The following is a 15,528-nucleotide window of genomic DNA, read 5'->3' as shown; positions in this document are numbered from 1 at the left end:
GTTACGTCCGGTTGCGATACTTATGTGATCTGAACGGTGCAGCCCCTCGGGAATCTGCTCAGCACCGTCCCATTTCAGGCAAAATATGAAAATACCCAATCTTAAGCATAGCCAACGTGCTCAGACTCTTGAGAAAATAAAAACATCACTTTTTATTTGCGGAAAATTTGCGGAAAAAAAGCATAAAAAAAGGGGTGCCGAAGCACCCCCTGATTCTTTTTTATGCTTACGCCAGTTGGCGCAACATACGACGCAGCGGCTCGGCTGCCCCCCACAAAAGCTGGTCACCTACGGTGAAAGCGGAGAGGAACTCCGGCCCCATATTCAGCTTACGCAGACGGCCCACAGGCGTGGTCAGCGTGCCAGTGACTGCGGCAGGTGTCAGTTCGCGCATGCTGATCTCACGATCGTTTGGCACCACTTTCGCCCACGGGTTATGCGCCGCCAGCAGTTCTTCCACGGTCGGAATTGAGACATCTTTTTTCAGTTTGATGGTGAAAGCCTGGCTGTGGCAGCGCAGCGCGCCGATACGTACGCAAAGGCCATCAACCGGAATGATGCTGGAGGTGTTGAGGATTTTGTTGGTTTCCGCCTGGCCTTTCCACTCTTCACGGCTCTGACCGTTATCAAGCTGTTTGTCGATCCACGGGATCAGGCTTCCCGCCAGCGGTACACCAAAGTTATCGACCGGCAGCTCGCCACTGCGGGTCAACGCGGTGACTTTGCGTTCGATGTCGAGAATAGCGGAAGCCGGATCCGCCAGTTCCGCCGCAACGTGGTTGTGCAACTGACCCATTTGCGTCAGCAGCTCGCGCATGTGGCGCGCGCCGCCACCGGATGCCGCCTGATAGGTGGCGACAGAAACCCACTCCACCAGATCGTTGGCGAAGAGCCCGCCGAGGGACATCAGCATCAGGCTGACGGTACAGTTGCCGCCGACAAAGGTTTTCACGCCATTGTTCAGCCCGTCGTTAATCACAGCCTGGTTGACCGGGTCGAGAATAATAATGGCGTCATCTTTCATGCGCAGCGAAGAGGCTGCGTCAATCCAATAACCCTGCCAGCCGCTTTCCCGGAGCTTTGGATAGATTTCGTTGGTATAATCGCCGCCCTGGCAGGTGACAATGATGTCGAGTGCCTTCAGCGCTTCCAGATCGAACGCATCCTGAAGTGTGCCCGCTGCCTGGCCGCTGAATGCGGGAGCAGCTTGCCCAAACTGGGAAGTGGAAAAGAAGACAGGGCGAATGGCGTCAAAATCGCGCTCTTCAACCATGCGTTGCATGAGTACAGAGCCGACCATTCCGCGCCAGCCGATAAAACCAACATTTTTCATAGCGAAGTTCCTGCAGAGGTGTGTGCTGTTGTGCGAGCCAGTGTCCAACTGGGGTATGACCACATTACAAAATGCTGCCAAAGTCGCAAGTGAAATTAATCAATGATCGCGAATGTATCAGAAACGCAGCTAATTACTGCAATTATGTGGCAAGTGTCAGGGATAATAATGAATGAGTGAGATCATCTCCGCAACCGTGTTGCTGATCCTGATTATGGATCCGTTGGGCAACCTGCCTATCTTTATGTCGGTATTAAAACATACCGAGCCCAAGCGCCGCCGGGCCATCATGATCCGCGAACTGCTGATCGCCCTGCTGGTGATGTTTATCTTCTTGTTTGCTGGTGAAAAGATCCTCGCGTTGCTGAACTTACGCGCCGAGACGGTCTCCATTTCCGGCGGCATTATTCTGTTTCTGATCGCCATTAAGATGATTTTTCCCAGTGAGTCTGGCGGCAGCAGTGGTCTTCCCGCCGGTGAAGAACCCTTTATTGTGCCACTGGCAATCCCGTTGGTTGCAGGCCCGACTTTGCTGGCAACGTTGATGCTGTTGTCGCACCAATACCCGAATCAGATGGGGCATCTGGTGATTGCGCTGCTGATTGCCTGGGGCGGTACGGTGGCCATTCTGCTGCAATCATCGTTGTTTCTGCGTCTGCTCGGTGAGAAAGGCGTCAATGCGCTGGAACGCCTGATGGGGCTAATTCTGGTAATGCTCGCCACCCAAATGTTCCTCGATGGGATAAGAGTGTGGATGAAGGGATAGCCTACTCCTCTTCAATTTTTATCTGTCTGTCCCGGCTGCGGAGGGACTTTGAGGTAAGCAACAGCGTTTGATATCACCTTGCCAGACGCGGGTAAAAAAACACCACGTTAAACAACGTGGTGTTTTTCAACGCCAGATGGCGGTTTTGCCTTATCAACCAGGCATACAAACCTTAGCTCAGCAGTGTAAAGGCAATCATGCCAATAATCGCGCCGGTGGTGCCGAGGATGGTCTCCATCATCGTCCAGGTCTTCAGGGTTTGCGCTTCCGTCGCACCGGTAAAGCGACCATACAGCCAGAAACCGGCGTCGTTCACGTGGCTCACCACGATGGATCCCCCCGCGATGCAAATAGAGAGTGCTGCCATCTGCGCGCCGTTGAAGTGCAGTTGCTCAATCACGGGCATCACCAGACCGACCGCAGTCAGGCAAGCCACCGTGGCGGAACCCTGAATAATGCGCACCGCCGCCGCCAGCACAAAGCACGTGATCGCGATAGGCAGTCCCATTCCGGTCAGTGCTTCGCCCAGTGCCGGGCCGACGCCTGAGTCAACCAGCACCTGCTTGAACACGCCGCCCGCACCGATCACCAGCAAAATAATGCCAGCCGGCTGCAACGCATGACCGCAAATTTCCATCACGCGATCTTTCGCCATGCCCTGACGTATTGCCAGGCCGTAAATCGCCACCAGGCACGCCACAAGGATCGCGGTGAACGGGTGACCGATAAATTCCAGCCAGTCATACAGGCTGCTGCCTTCGGTCACGAAGCGCGCAGCGATGGTTTTCATCCCGACCAGCACCAGCGGCAGCAGGATCAGCGACAGACTGAAAGCAAATGACGGCATTTTGCCTTCGCCCAGATGCGGCTCGCTAACATCGTCCGGAATATGCAGTTGCACATGGCGACTAATAAAGTTGCCCCACAGCGGACCCGCAATCAGCATGCCTGGGATTGCCGCACACAGGCCAATCAGGATCATCCAGCCAAAATCCGCATGCATCTGCGAAGCCAGCAGCATTGGCGCGGGCCCCGGTAGCAGGAACGCCGCGGCCGCCGCAACACCGGCAAACAACGGGATCACCAGTTTGACCAAGTTAGTGCCGGTGTGGCGCGCCATTGAGAACGCAACACTAATCAGCAACACAATCGCCACTTCAAAGAACAGCGGTAATGCGCAAATCAACCCTGCCAGACCAATCGCATAATGTGCGCGATTGTGACCAAAAGATTTGAGCATCTTGACGGCGATTTGATCCACCGCGCCGGTCTCATGAAGAATTTTGCCGAACATCGCGCCGAGCGCCACCACAATGGCGAGGAAACCCAGCGTACCGCCCATGCCTTTTTCCATGGTCTGCGCGATCTTAATCAACGGCATTCCGGAAAAAAGCCCTGCACCAATAGACACCACCATCAAAGCCATGAAAGCATGCATACGCGCTTTCATCACTAAAAACAGCAGCAGTAAAACCGACCCTACTGCTGTTAAAACAAGCGTTAATGTACTCACTGCGCACTGCCTTTATTAATGACTGCAATCGTGCTGGCGACCACGTCGTCCAGCGGTTGATCGATATCAACGATCAGCACATCACGCTCATCTGCGCCCGGCTCTTCCAGCGTGTCAAACTGGGTTACCAGCATCTGCGTTTTGAAGAAATGGCCTTTACGCGCTTTCAGACGGCTTTCGATGACATCAAAATCGCCTTTCAGATAGATAAATGAGAGGTTCGGGTTACCGTCGCGCAGCTGATCGCGGTAATGCTTTTTCAGCGCCGAGCAGACAATTAGCGACACTTTATTGGTGCGTTGCATGGCAAACGCGGCGTCGTTCAGCGCCTGTAGCCACGGCTTACGGTCATCGTCGTTCAGCGGTTCACCGGACGCCATTTTAGTGATGTTGCTGCGCGGATGAAGGAAGTCACCGTCAAGAAACGCGGCATGCAGCTGATGCGCCACTTCGCTGGCGACGGCAGATTTACCACTGCCGGAAACGCCCATCAGGACATAAACGTGGTGATCAAGATTAGTCGTGCTCAAAGGGAGGCCCCCACTGGTGCAAGAGTGAATTGTTACGGGTAACTGTTATCGGTAACATTGTCCTGCCGGGGTAACGGAGAAGCAATATCCATTCGTGCCAGAGATAAATAAGTGTGAGCTACTTCAAATTTGTCAGACTAAATAGATCCACCCGGTGACAAAGTGAAACCTAAATCTAACATTTTCGGCGTAACTGCTTCACCACGAATGCGCGCCAGCAGACGTTCGGCTCCGATACGCCCCATACGTTCACGCGGCGTGAGCACGCTCGCCAGACGCGGCTCCATTACCTGGCCAATGTCGTGACCGTGGAACCCGGCGATCGCCATATCATCAGGAATTCTCAGCCCCAGGCGCTGGCACTCAAACGCGGCACCTACCGCCAGGTCATCGTTGGTACAGAAAATTCCGTCCAGTTGCGGGTACTCGCGACGCGCCTGACGCATCAGTTCAATACCGGCGGTGTAAGAGGAGGACTGTTCCACCATCACACTGTACGGCGTGAGCCCGGCATCCAGCATCGCCAGCTCGTAACCCTTCTGTTTGATGATAGTACGTTCATCCAGACGTGCGCCGAGATAGGCAACGCCGCGATGACCGCGTTCAATAATCGCGGCGGTCATCTGCCGCGCCGCTTCGAAGTTATCGAAACCGACGGCGATATCCAGGCAGGGAGATTTGCTGTCCATTAATTCCACGACCGGAATGCCCGCCACTTCAATCATTTTCAGCGTACGTGGCGTATGTGTGCGTTCGGTGAGGATCAGGCCGTCAATGTTCCAGGAGAGCATCGATTCCAGACGCTCTTCTTCCATTTCGGCTTTATAACCGTAGTGCGCCAGCATGGTTTGATAGCCGTGCGCATCCGTTACGCTTTCAATACCGCGCAACACTTCAGCGAACACCTGGTTGGTCAGCGACGGAAGCAATACGCCAATAGCGCGGCTGGTGGCGTTAGAGAGAATATCGGGAGCGCGATTGGGAATGTAACCCAGCTCATCAAGCGCAGCAGCGATTTTGCCACGTAACGCAACGGACACCTGTTCCGGGTTACGCAAAAAACGGCTGACCGTCATTTTGGTCACGCCAACGCGATCGGCCACATCCTGAAGTACGGGTCTTTTCTTTTTCATCGTCCTGACATTTTAAACAGAGAGAGATTTTCTCAGTTTATCACGGACAACGCGCAACCTTCCGGCCAAAACCAGAAGGTTGCGTCATTTATTTAAGCCACATCAAACTGGCGGCAGGTCAAACAGCAGAATTTCACTGTCGCTATCGGCATGAACCGAGATAGCCTGCTCATCCCAGATTGCCAGACCATCGCTGGTGGTGGCTTTGGTGCCGTTAATGGTGACATCCCCTTTTACCACCTGGATCCACACGCGGCGATCCGCGGCGATCTGGTGTACCGACTGCTCATCTTTCAACAGTGCCCAGCGGTAAAGTTCCATATCCTGGTGCACTTTCAGAGACCCATTGCGTGCGTCCGGCGACAGCACCAGTTGTTTACCCTGCGCAGCATCAAAGCGGCGCTGCTCGTAGCGCGGCGTGATGCCGTTCGTTTCCGGAATGATCCAGATTTGGTACAGGCGCAGACGCTCAGTATCGCTTGGGTTGTACTCAGAGTGACGTACCCCGGTCCCGGCGCTCATAATCTGGAATTCACCCGCAGGCACCTGCTCTTTGTTGCCCATACTGTCCTGGTGCTCAACGGCCCCTTCCAGCACATAGGTCAGGATTTCCATGTCTTTGTGCGGATGGGTGCCGAAACCCTGCCCCGGATCGATCACGTCGTCGTTAATGACGCGAAGCGCCGAGAAGCCCATAAAATTCGGATCATAATAGTTGGCGAAAGAGAACGTGTGCCAGGAATCCAGCCAGCCATGATTTGCGTGGCCACGGTCGTTTGCTTTGCGTAAGAAGATCATGTTTTTTACCCCCGTATGTTTTCGATGGGGTAAGTGTGGACGCAATCGGTCGGGGATCATAGAGGGTGAAAATTGACTCCTCTGTTCAAAAAATGTGAACAAGTTGTGAGGAGTCTTTTCAGGCTATTTTGCGAGGGTTACCGTGGCAGGTGACGCCTGCTCAAAGGCACGCTCCAGCAGTTCAAGGTTGGTGAGAACTTCAGATTCCTTGACGTAATTTGGCGCGCCATTCACCAGCGTTTCATACAACGCATCGTAGACGCGGCCATAATCGCCTTTTTCCGGCGCGATCTCTTCCCGCACCGTCTCGCCCGCTGCATTCACATACTCAAGCACGCCAATGCTATCGTCTGCGGCAAATCCGGCCTCACCCGGCATGATATTGGCTTTCAGGCTGGTTTCCTGTTGATCGATACCGTATTTGATAAACGAACCTTTGGTGCCATGAACAATAAATTTGGGGTAGTCGATCTTCACCAGGTGGCTGGTTTTGACGATGGCTTTCAAATCGCCATAAAAGAGTTGTGCTTCGAAGGTATCGTCCGGATTGGCCTTATTACGCAGACTACGGATGTCATACGCGGCATGATCCGGTCGGCCAAACAGAGAGATAATTTGGTCCATGGTATGAACGCCCAGACCGTAAAAGGATCCCTCCTGCGGCAAGCCGGGTTTGGTTTCCGCCACCGGGCGGTAATAATCAAAATGGCTTTCGATTTCAACGATATTGCCAAGCTTACCGCTTTCAATCGCCTTTTTGGTAGTCAGGAAGCAGGCGTCAAAACGGCGATTCTGATACGGCGTGACCGTCAGACCTTTGCGTTTCGCCAGTTCAAACAGGGTGATCGCTTCCGCCATCGTTGGCGTAAACGGCTTTTCCACCAGCACATTTTTACCCGCTTCCAGCGCTCGCTTTGCATAGTCGAAGTGGCTGTCAGCGTGGGTGCAGACGATCACCAGTTTGACCTGCGGATCATTAAAGATGTCATCAATATCGCTGGTAAAGTGAATATGTTGATACTGCGGATGCTGCTCTTCTGGTTTAGGGTGACGCCGGAAAATATGCGCCACATGCCAGCTCGCTTTGCGGTTGAGTACGTAGGGAAGATGATAGCGAGTGGTGCTTTTGCCAAATCCAATGAATGCGCAATGTAAGGTCATGTTCCAGTCCTTGTTAAGGTGACTGCCATTACCATAGCGCAATCTTGCGGAAGTTGTCCCTGCATGGGGTCTTAAAAGACCGGCATGCTTGCGGCAAAAAAAAAGCCAGCACCCGGCTGGCTAAGAAAATACTGGAAGCAATGTGAGCAATGTCGTGCTTTCAGGATTACCGCTACGGTTTCCCTGAACGCATAGCAATAATAATCATTATCATTCGCACTTGTCTACTGATTTTTGCAAAAATTGGCAGTTGACGCTGCATCACAAAGCCAGGAATGTGTAAGGCACCCCCACAAACCAGGAGAAGCAGGATGAGTAAGATAGTGATACGCCATGCCGAAGCGCGCGATGCAGAAGCTCTACGCCAGTTTTATGCGCAACCTGAGGTGTATCACAACCTGCTACAGCTACCTCACCCGCCTGCTGAGCTGTGGGAAGATCGTCTGAAACCGCAGCCAGGCCGCCGCCAGTTGGTCGCCTGTATTGATGAACAGGTCGTCGGAAACCTGACGCTGATGTTGGAACAAAATCAGCGACGTAGCCATGTGGCCTTTTTTGGCATGGCGGTTTCGTCAGCGTTTCACAATCGCGGCGTCGCCAGTGCACTTATGCAGGAGATGATCAACCTGTGCGATAACTGGTTGCGCATCGAACGCATTGAATTGACGGTGTTTATCGATAACGCGCCCGCGCTGGCCGTGTACCGCAAATTCGGCTTTGAGATCGAGGGCACAGCTAAGCGTTACGCACTGCGCAATGGCGAGTATGTGGATTCTTACTTTATGGCACGCGTGAAGGGTTAAACGGAAACCTCTCCCCGGGTGGGGAGAGGTTTAAATCAATAACCGGCCGTTAAATCATCCACCGAACGCGGGTCAGACGCGCCATACAGCGTGCCATCCGGCCCGACCATAATGCTCTGCGTACTGCCCATCGCCTCTTTCACCACCACTTTCTGCCCGCGTTGCTCGAGCAGTTTTAGCGTGTCCGGGCTGAAGCCTTTTTCCACGCGCAACTCATCCGGCAACCACTGATGATGAAAGCGCGGCGCATTGCTCGCTTCGGCGACGTTCATCCCAAAATCGATGCTGTTAACCACCATTTGCAGCACTGTTGTGATAATACGACTACCGCCGGGACTACCGGTGACCAGCCAGGTTTTGCCGTCTTTCACCACAATAGTTGGCGACATGGAAGAGAGCGGACGTTTGCCGGGGCCGACCGCGTTGGCGTCACCACCAACCAGTCCGTAGACATTCGGTACGCCGGGTTTTGCGGAGAAGTCATCCATCTCATTATTCAGCAAAATGCCGCTATTCCCCGCGACAATCCCGGTCCCGAACGTGGTGTTCAGTGTATAGGTCACCGAAACCGCATTACCGTCTTTGTCCACCACGGAGAAGTGCGTGGTTTGGTTACTCTCATACGGCTCCAGCTTACCGGGGCGGATCTGGCTGGAGGGCCGGGCTTTGTTAACGTCAATTTTTTCCGCAATGGATTTGGCATACGCTTTATCGGTGAGTGCCTGCCACGGCACTTTCACAAAGTCCGGATCGCCCAGATATTCAGAGCGATCGGCATAGGCGTACTTTTCGGCTTCCGCCATCACCTGCATTGCATCGGCGCTGCCAAAGCCATATTTCGCCATGTCGAAGTTTTCAAGAATATTGAGGATTTGCACAATATGGATACCGCCCGATGACGGCGGCGGCATGGAGTAAACCTGGTAACCACGATAATCACCGCTGATGGGCGTACGCTCTACGGCTTTATAATTTGCCAGATCCTCTTTGCTGATAAGCCCGCCGTTCTTACTCATCTCTTGCACGATCTGGCTGGCAATCTCGCCTTTATAGAAAGCATCCGGCCCTTTCTCCGCAATCAGTTCCAGGCTTTTGGCGAGATTGCTCTGCACCAGTTTGTCGCCTTTTTTCAGCGGTTCGTCGTTTTTCCAGAAAATCGCTTTACTGTTTTCGTGGTTTGGCAACACTTCACTGCCGTAGGTTTTCAGGTCGTCCGCCAGCGCATCATTCACCGTGATCCCTTGTCTGGCCAGCTTAATCGCAGGTTGAATGACTTTGTTCAATGGCAGAGTGCCGTACTTCTCCAGCGCCAGCGAGAACCCCGCAACCGTGCCGGGCGTACCGGAAGCCAGATGCGATGTCAGTGATTTTTTACTGTCCGGGTTGCCTTGATCGTCAAGAAACATATCGCGTGTGGCCGCGGCGGGTGCCATTTCTCGGAAATCGATAGCAGTAACCTTGCCATCTTTGGTGCGGATCATCATAAACCCGCCGCCGCCCAGGTTCCCGGCCTGGGGATGGGTGACTGCCAGCGCATAGCCCACCGCGACGGCAGCATCCACGGCGTTCCCCCCCTGTTTCAGGATATCCACGCCGACACGGGTTGCGGTCTCATCCACGGATGCCACCATGCCCTGCTTCGCCCGCACAGGATGGAAGACATCGGCTTCAACGCCGTATGAGACGGGCGCAGGTGCTTGCGTCGGTGGCGGCGCAGCGCCCGCGCTAAAACATCCTCCCGCGGTCAGCGCGGCGATGGTCACCCAGCGCGCAAACGTCTGTTTCATCATCGTTGTTCTCCGAATAGAAGGGCTACAGTTCCCGATTAAGCCTGGTTCACAACTCCTAAAAAATCATCGTCATGAATGAAACGAGGTAAACTTAGGAGAAGCCTCAAAGGAGGAAAGGACGATGAAACGATTACTGTTTGTGGCGGCACTGCTGCCTTTTGCCGCATTTGCACAGCCACTGAATACCACTAATAATCCCAACCAGCCGGGTTATGTGATCCCCAGCCAGCAGCGCATGGAAACGCGGATGCTTAATCAGCAACAACAACAGCAAGGAATGCTGAATCAACAGCTACAGACGCAAGCCCGTCAACAACAACAACACCTGCAGACCCAGTTAAATAACGACGCGCAACGCGTAAGGCAGGCCCAGCCGGGGGAGCTCGATCCCAGCCGCCAGCAACTGCTCCCCAATACTAACGGCGGCATGCTCAGCCAGGGGATCGGTAATGGTGGCAGGGTGAATATGCAGCAGCATATGTTGCCGCAGAATCAGAACGGCAATCAGCTCAGCAACGGAACAAATAATGCTGATACTGGAACACAGCAGCACATGTTGCCGCAAAATCAGAATGGCGGCCTGCTGCGTGACACGCCGTCATCCACAACGCCTTAAAACGTAAAATCAGGGCCGATCTCGTCGATTTTATCGGTGCAGATACAATCTACGCCCCAGCGCAGCAACTCTCCCGCGCGTTGGGGTTCATTGACGGTATAAACCAGAATGCGTAAACCCGCTGCACGCAGCATCCGCGTGCGGGCTTCGTCCAGCAGACGATGATTCAGGTGAATTGATACGCACCCTAACCGGGTAGTCAGCGCCTGCCAGTCATCACGCCATTCATCCAGCAATAGCCCGCGCGGCAGTTCAGGCGCAGCCTGTTGCGCCGCTTCCAGTGCATCAATCTCAAAGGAAGAGAGCAGCGGGGGCGTCATGTCTGCCCAGAGTTCTCGCGCCGCCAGCGCCACCACTTTGCCCGTCAGCGGCCCGGTGCCGGTGGTGGGTTTGATTTCGATATTGGCCATCATGCCGTGCAGACGGCAGCGCTCCGCCACCTGAGAGAGCAGCGGCAACGGCTCACCTTTAAATTTCCCGCCGTACCAGCCGCCCGCATCCACTTTCAGCAAATCATTCCATGCCAGCTCGCCCGCCACGCCCCAGCCATTGCTGGTGCGCTCGAGGTTGTCGTCATGCAGTAGGAAAATTTGCCCATCTTTTGACAGCTTGGCGTCGAACTCAATCATCGTGTGACCGTAGCGAGCGCCGACATCAATCGCCGCCAGCGTATTTTCCGGCGCCAGTTTACCGCCGCCACGATGCGCGACGATGTGGGGATATGGCCAGTTACTCATACTCGTTGTCCTGTTTCACCATCAAATAAGTGGAGGTGATTTTCCGGCAGAGAGAGCCACAACGTGCTGCCTGCCGCCGGGCGCTCCTGATGCGCAAGACGCACCACCAGCTTCTGCTCTCCCCAGCGCCCATGCGCCAGGTTATCTGCGCCGAGCATCTCCAGCGTATCCATCACCAGCGGGATACCGCCGGCGGATTGTGAGCTTAACGCAATATGTTCCGGGCGGATACCCAGCGTCATTTTACGCCCGGCGTAACCGTGATAGTACCCATTGATGGGCAGCGCCATACCGCTGTCCAGTTCAAAGTGGGTGCCGGCGCTACTGATACGACCATCAAGCAGGTTCATGGCCGGGCTGCCAATAAAACTGGCAACGAAACGGCTGGCGGGTTTTTCATACACCTCAACCGGCGTACCAATCTGTTCCGCCACACCTTTGTTCATCACCATCACCCGCTGTGCCAGCGTCATCGCTTCCACCTGGTCGTGTGTCACATACAACGAGGTGGTGTTCAGGCGACGGTGCAACTGTTGCAGTTCCAGGCGCATCTGTACACGCAGTTTGGCGTCGAGATTCGAGAGCGGTTCATCAAACAGGAATACCGCCGGATCGCGCACAATCGCACGCCCCATCGCGACACGCTGACGCTGACCGCCAGAAAGCTCGCGCGGGCGGCGTTTTAACAGCCCATCCAGTTCGAGAATACGTGCTGCTTCCGCCACGCGCCCGGCGATATGCTCCTTGCCCATACCGCGGATCTTCAGCCCCCACGCCATGTTCTCCTCCACACTCATGTGCGGGTAGAGCGCGTAGTTCTGAAACACCATCGCAATTCCGCGATCTTTGGGTTCCATTTCCGTAACACGCTGGGTATCGATCCAGATATCGCCGCTGGAGACACGCTCCAGCCCGGCGACCATGCGCAGCAGGGTGGATTTCCCACAACCGGATGGCCCAACCATAACAATAAATTCGCCGTCGGCGACATCCAGCGTCAGTGGCTGGATCACCTTGGTTTTACCATTGTCCCAACTCTTCGTAACCGCTTGTAATTTTAATCCTGCCATCTTATTTCTCACTGTCGACCAGGCCGCGTACAAAGGCGCGCTGCATGGCTAAAACGATAACGACCGGGGGGATCAGCGTCAGCAACATGGCTGCCATTACCTGGTTCCATTGCGTGGTGCCTTCGCCGCTGGCAATCATGCCCTTCACGCCCGCCACGGCGGTGCCAAGGTTCACATCGCTGATAATCAGCAGCGGCCACAGATACTGGTTCCAGCCGTAGATAAAGGTGATAACAAATAACGCCGCAAGGTTGGTTTTGGAGAGCGGCAGCACGATGTCGCGGAAAAAGCGCATCGGTGAGGCACCATCAATGCGCGCCGCTTCCATCAGTTCGTCCGGCAGCGTCATAAAGAACTGGCGGAACAGGAATGTTGCGGTGGCCGAGGCCATCAGTGGCAGCGTCAGGCCGGTGTAGCTGTCGAGCATTTTCAGGTTGGCGATCACTTCCACCGTCGGAAAAATGCGCACTTCCACGGGCAGCATTAACGTACTGAAGATCATCCAGAAAAACAGGTTACGCAGCGGGAAACGGAACCAGACGATGGCAAACGCCGACAGGATCGACACGGCGATTTTCCCGATGGTGATCACCAGCGCCATAATGAAACTGTTGGTCAGCATCAACCAGAAAGGCGCGCTGTTCACGCCGATACCGTTTATCCAGATATTGCGCAGGTTTTCCCACAGGTGCGTCCCGGGGATTAAGGTCATCGGGGTGTCATAGACCGCCTTGATATCCAGCGTTGCCGTCACAAAGGCGACATACAGCGGAAACAGCACCACCGCGATGCCGAGAATAAGCATGATATGGCTGAACAGGGTCAGGCCAGGGCGATTCTCAATCATTGGTAGCGCACCTTACTTTCAACATAGCGGAACTGAACGACCGTCAGCACAATCACCAGCACCATCAGCACCACCGACTGCGCCGCAGAAGCGGAGAGATCCAGCCCGGCAAAACCTTCACGGTAGATTTTGTAGATAAGCGTGGTGGTCGCCTGTACCGGTCCACCAGCAGTGGCAGCATCAATAACCGGGAAAGTGTCGAAGAAGGCATACACCAGGTTCACCACCAGCAGGAAAAAACTGACCGGTGCGATTAACGGTAGCGACAATGTGAAGAACCGGCGAACAGGCCCTGCGCCATCAATGGCGGCCGCTTCCACCAGCGAACGGGGGATCGACTGTAACGCCGCAAAAAAGAACAGAAAGTTGTAGCTTATTTGCTTCCACACCGAGGCGAACACCACCAGGAACATGGCCTGGCCGCTATGTTGTGCATGGTTCCAGTCATAGCCAAAGTGTTCCAAAAAGTGGGTGATCAGCCCGCGCCCGGGATTGAAGAGGAAGATCCACAACACTGCGGCAACAGCAGGAGCAACGGCATAGGGCAGCAGCATCAGCGTTTGGTAAATCCGACTGCCGCGCACCACGTTATCCACCAGAGCGGCAAAAAACAGCGACACGAGCAGACCGCTGAACGTCACCAGTGCGCTAAACCGGATAGTCGTCCAGAAAGCATCCAGATAATAGCTGTCGTGAAACAACGCCACGAAGTTATCCAGCCCAACGAACTGGCTGGAAAGCCCGAACGGATCGACGCTCTGCACCGAGTACCACAGCGCTTCGCCCGCAGGCCAGATAAAGAAAATAACCGTGATCGCCAGTTGCGGCGCAACCAGAAGGTAAGGTAGCCAGCGTGAACGAAACACCGGACGGGATGAGGACATAAATTAGCTCTGCTTGTGTTTGCCTCTCCCCTGCCCCTCTCCACCAGGGGCAAAGAGAAAAACACCCTCTCCCGGGTAGAGAGAGGGCCGGAGAGAGGGTGAGAAGATTAAGACTTAGTGGACTGCTCGAAGCGGCGCAGCAGTTGGTTACCACGCTCTACGGCCGCATCCAGCGCCTGCTGCGGGGTTTTCTTGCCGGTCCATACGCTTTCCAGCTCTTCATCAACAATGGTGCGGATCTGCGGCATGTTGCCCAGACGCAGACCTTTGGTGAAAGCCAGAGGCGGCTTGTTCAACATCTGACGGGTAGCGATATCCGCACCGGGGTTTTTGTCATAGAACCCTTGCTGGCGCGTCAGGTCGTAAGCGGCGGTAGTAATCGGCAGATAACCGGTTTTCTGGTGCCATTCGGCTGCGTTTTCCGGTTTCGTCAGGAAGTCGAGGAATTGCGCAACACCTTTGTAGGTTGCCTCGTCTTTGCCCTGCATGACCCACAGGCTCGCTCCACCGATAATGGCGTTCTGCGGCGCACCTTTCACCGTGGCATCGTAAGGCATCATGCCGACGCCATAGTTAAATTTGGCGTAGTGACGAATATCTGCCAGCGACCCAGAAGACGCGGTAGTGATAGCGCAATCGCCGTTATAGAACTTCTCAGTGGACTCATCTTTACGTCCAAAGTAGCTGAATTCACCTTTCTTGTTCAGTGCTTCCAGCATGGCGATATGTTTCACCTGCTCCGGTTTGTTAAATTCCAGTACGGCGTCCGTACCGTCAAAACCGTTGTTTTTGGTCGCCACCGGCAAACCATGCCAGGCGCTGAAGTTTTCAATCTGGATCCAGCCCTGCCAGCCGCTGGCGTAGCCGCATTTCATGCCTGCAGCTTTCAGCTTCGCGGTGTATTCGGCGAGATCCTGCCAGGTTTTCGGCGGCTGGTCCGGGTTCAGACCGGCTTTTTTGAAAGCGTCTTTGTTGTAATAGAGCACCGGCGTGGAGCTGTTAAACGGCTGAGAGAGCAAATGGCCGGTTTTAGAGTCGGTGTAATAGCCGGAAACCGTCGGAACGAACTGGCTTTCATCAAACTTGATGCCTGCGTCCTGGAAGACCTGGTACACCGGCTTGATCGCTTTTGATGCCATCATGGTCGCGGTGCCCACTTCGTATACCTGCAAAATCGCCGGCGCGTTGCCAGTACGGAAGGCAGCGATACCTGCGCTCAGGCTCTGCTCATAGTTGCCTTTGTACACCGGTACGATTTTGTAATCCGGATGGGTGTCATTGAAACGTTGCGCCAGGGAGTCAACTTCTTTACCTAACTCCCCTTCCATCGAATGCCAGAATGGAATGGTGGTTGCGGCCAGGGCGTTGCCTGCAAAAACGAATCCCAGCGCCAGACCCAAAGCTGTATGTCGTAACGTTGTCATTATGCTCTCTCTTGTTATACGGGATGCGCGATATCACGCGTTTTGTGCTCGCGAGGTAACATGACATGCTCGAATGACAGAAAAATAATCTTTTAATTACAAATAAATGACAACCAGGCGTCA

15 protein-coding genes are annotated in these 15,528 nt (G+C 54.4%); 3 read left to right on the top strand and 12 right to left on the bottom strand.

Annotated features, from left to right (window positions below):
- Positions 1 to 226: 226 nt before the first annotated feature.
- The gene (gene asd / locus ABGA49_RS08435) at positions 227 to 1,333 is read right to left on the bottom strand and encodes an aspartate-semialdehyde dehydrogenase (RefSeq protein ID WP_134319038.1); all 1,107 of its coding nucleotides are present in this window, start codon (positions 1,331 to 1,333) and stop codon (positions 227 to 229) included.
- Positions 1,334 to 1,505: 172 nt separating this feature from the next.
- Here asd and ABGA49_RS08430 point away from each other — a divergent pair, with 172 nt between their 5' ends.
- Positions 1,506 to 2,099: a YhgN family NAAT transporter gene (locus ABGA49_RS08430; RefSeq protein ID WP_061492841.1), complete on the top strand. Its 594-nt coding sequence runs from the start codon at positions 1,506 to 1,508 to the stop codon at positions 2,097 to 2,099.
- A 172-nt stretch (positions 2,100 to 2,271) separates the two neighbouring features.
- On the opposite strand, the gene gntU is transcribed toward ABGA49_RS08430, so the two are convergent.
- From gntU to ABGA49_RS08405, 5 genes are all read right to left on the bottom strand, one after another.
- Positions 2,272 to 3,612 (bottom strand): gluconate transporter, encoded by a 1,341-nt coding sequence (gene gntU / locus ABGA49_RS08425; RefSeq protein WP_061492840.1) that lies wholly within the window; start codon positions 3,610 to 3,612, stop codon positions 2,272 to 2,274.
- On the bottom strand, positions 3,609 to 4,142 hold the full coding sequence (gene gntK, locus ABGA49_RS08420) for a gluconokinase (protein ID WP_061492839.1): 534 nt from the start codon (positions 4,140 to 4,142) through the stop codon (positions 3,609 to 3,611). The genes gntU and gntK overlap by 4 nt, the downstream gene beginning before the upstream one ends.
- 137 nt (positions 4,143 to 4,279) lie before the next feature.
- Positions 4,280 to 5,275, bottom strand: a complete 996-nt coding sequence (gntR, locus tag ABGA49_RS08415; RefSeq protein WP_347665425.1) for a gluconate operon transcriptional repressor GntR — start codon at positions 5,273 to 5,275, stop codon at positions 4,280 to 4,282.
- A gap of 102 nt (positions 5,276 to 5,377) precedes the next feature.
- The gene (locus ABGA49_RS08410) at positions 5,378 to 6,073 is read right to left on the bottom strand and encodes a pirin family protein (RefSeq protein WP_061492837.1); all 696 of its coding nucleotides are present in this window, start codon (positions 6,071 to 6,073) and stop codon (positions 5,378 to 5,380) included.
- A 123-nt stretch (positions 6,074 to 6,196) separates the two neighbouring features.
- The gene (locus ABGA49_RS08405) at positions 6,197 to 7,234 is read right to left on the bottom strand and encodes an oxidoreductase (RefSeq protein ID WP_134319039.1); all 1,038 of its coding nucleotides are present in this window, start codon (positions 7,232 to 7,234) and stop codon (positions 6,197 to 6,199) included.
- A 311-nt stretch (positions 7,235 to 7,545) separates the two neighbouring features.
- Between ABGA49_RS08405 and yhhY the strand changes: the two genes are divergently transcribed.
- Positions 7,546 to 8,037 (top strand): N-acetyltransferase, encoded by a 492-nt coding sequence (yhhY, locus tag ABGA49_RS08400; protein ID WP_088238361.1) that lies wholly within the window; start codon positions 7,546 to 7,548, stop codon positions 8,035 to 8,037.
- 35 nt (positions 8,038 to 8,072) lie between these two features.
- Here the strand turns inward: yhhY and ggt are convergent, their stop codons facing one another.
- Positions 8,073 to 9,827: a gamma-glutamyltransferase gene (gene ggt, locus ABGA49_RS08395; protein WP_347665424.1), complete on the bottom strand. Its 1,755-nt coding sequence runs from the start codon at positions 9,825 to 9,827 to the stop codon at positions 8,073 to 8,075.
- A gap of 121 nt (positions 9,828 to 9,948) precedes the next feature.
- Between ggt and ABGA49_RS08390 the strand changes: the two genes are divergently transcribed.
- Complete coding sequence (locus ABGA49_RS08390) at positions 9,949 to 10,443, top strand: DUF2756 family protein (RefSeq protein ID WP_347665423.1); 495 nt, start codon at positions 9,949 to 9,951, stop codon at positions 10,441 to 10,443.
- On the opposite strand, the gene ugpQ is transcribed toward ABGA49_RS08390, so the two are convergent.
- The 5 genes from ugpQ to ugpB form a co-directional block, all read right to left on the bottom strand.
- Positions 10,440 to 11,180 (bottom strand): glycerophosphodiester phosphodiesterase, encoded by a 741-nt coding sequence (ugpQ, locus tag ABGA49_RS08385; RefSeq protein WP_061492832.1) that lies wholly within the window; start codon positions 11,178 to 11,180, stop codon positions 10,440 to 10,442. The two genes, ABGA49_RS08390 and ugpQ, sit on opposite strands and share 4 nt — an antisense overlap.
- Complete coding sequence (locus ABGA49_RS08380) at positions 11,177 to 12,250, bottom strand: sn-glycerol-3-phosphate import ATP-binding protein UgpC (protein ID WP_347665422.1); 1,074 nt, start codon at positions 12,248 to 12,250, stop codon at positions 11,177 to 11,179. The genes ugpQ and ABGA49_RS08380 overlap by 4 nt, the downstream gene beginning before the upstream one ends.
- A 1-nt stretch (position 12,251) precedes the next feature.
- The gene (gene ugpE / locus ABGA49_RS08375; RefSeq protein WP_061492830.1) at positions 12,252 to 13,097 is read right to left on the bottom strand and encodes a sn-glycerol-3-phosphate ABC transporter permease UgpE; all 846 of its coding nucleotides are present in this window, start codon (positions 13,095 to 13,097) and stop codon (positions 12,252 to 12,254) included.
- Positions 13,094 to 13,981, bottom strand: a complete 888-nt coding sequence (gene ugpA / locus ABGA49_RS08370) for a sn-glycerol-3-phosphate ABC transporter permease UgpA (protein WP_061492829.1) — start codon at positions 13,979 to 13,981, stop codon at positions 13,094 to 13,096. The genes ugpE and ugpA overlap by 4 nt, the downstream gene beginning before the upstream one ends.
- A gap of 107 nt (positions 13,982 to 14,088) precedes the next feature.
- The gene (gene ugpB / locus ABGA49_RS08365) at positions 14,089 to 15,405 is read right to left on the bottom strand and encodes a sn-glycerol-3-phosphate ABC transporter substrate-binding protein UgpB (RefSeq protein WP_061492828.1); all 1,317 of its coding nucleotides are present in this window, start codon (positions 15,403 to 15,405) and stop codon (positions 14,089 to 14,091) included.
- Positions 15,406 to 15,528 lie beyond the last annotated feature (123 nt).

The sequence above is a fragment of the Kosakonia sp. WA-90 genome, assembly GCF_039871955.1.
GTDB lineage: Bacteria > Pseudomonadota > Gammaproteobacteria > Enterobacterales > Enterobacteriaceae > Kosakonia > Kosakonia oryzendophytica.
This window is presented reverse-complemented; position numbering and strand designations above follow the sequence as displayed.

Excerpts from the sequence above, each read along its gene's own strand:
- gntR (WP_347665425.1), bottom strand. The coding sequence starts at position 5,275 with ATGAAAAAGAAAAGACCCGTACTTCAGGATGTGGCCGATCGCGTTGGC.
- ugpA (WP_061492829.1), bottom strand. The coding sequence starts at position 13,981 with ATGTCCTCATCCCGTCCGGTGTTTCGTTCACGCTGGCTACCTTACCTT.
- yhhY (WP_088238361.1), top strand. The coding sequence starts at position 7,546 with ATGAGTAAGATAGTGATACGCCATGCCGAAGCGCGCGATGCAGAAGCT.
- ggt (WP_347665424.1), bottom strand. The coding sequence starts at position 9,827 with ATGATGAAACAGACGTTTGCGCGCTGGGTGACCATCGCCGCGCTGACC.
- ugpQ (WP_061492832.1), bottom strand. The coding sequence starts at position 11,180 with ATGAGTAACTGGCCATATCCCCACATCGTCGCGCATCGTGGCGGCGGT.
- ABGA49_RS08405 (WP_134319039.1), bottom strand. The coding sequence starts at position 7,234 with ATGACCTTACATTGCGCATTCATTGGATTTGGCAAAAGCACCACTCGC.
- ugpE (WP_061492830.1), bottom strand. The coding sequence starts at position 13,097 with ATGATTGAGAATCGCCCTGGCCTGACCCTGTTCAGCCATATCATGCTT.
- asd (WP_134319038.1), bottom strand. The coding sequence starts at position 1,333 with ATGAAAAATGTTGGTTTTATCGGCTGGCGCGGAATGGTCGGCTCTGTA.
- ABGA49_RS08410 (WP_061492837.1), bottom strand. The coding sequence starts at position 6,073 with ATGATCTTCTTACGCAAAGCAAACGACCGTGGCCACGCAAATCATGGC.
- ABGA49_RS08430 (WP_061492841.1), top strand. The coding sequence starts at position 1,506 with ATGAGTGAGATCATCTCCGCAACCGTGTTGCTGATCCTGATTATGGAT.
- ugpB (WP_061492828.1), bottom strand. The coding sequence starts at position 15,405 with ATGACAACGTTACGACATACAGCTTTGGGTCTGGCGCTGGGATTCGTT.
- ABGA49_RS08390 (WP_347665423.1), top strand. The coding sequence starts at position 9,949 with ATGAAACGATTACTGTTTGTGGCGGCACTGCTGCCTTTTGCCGCATTT.
- ABGA49_RS08380 (WP_347665422.1), bottom strand. The coding sequence starts at position 12,250 with ATGGCAGGATTAAAATTACAAGCGGTTACGAAGAGTTGGGACAATGGT.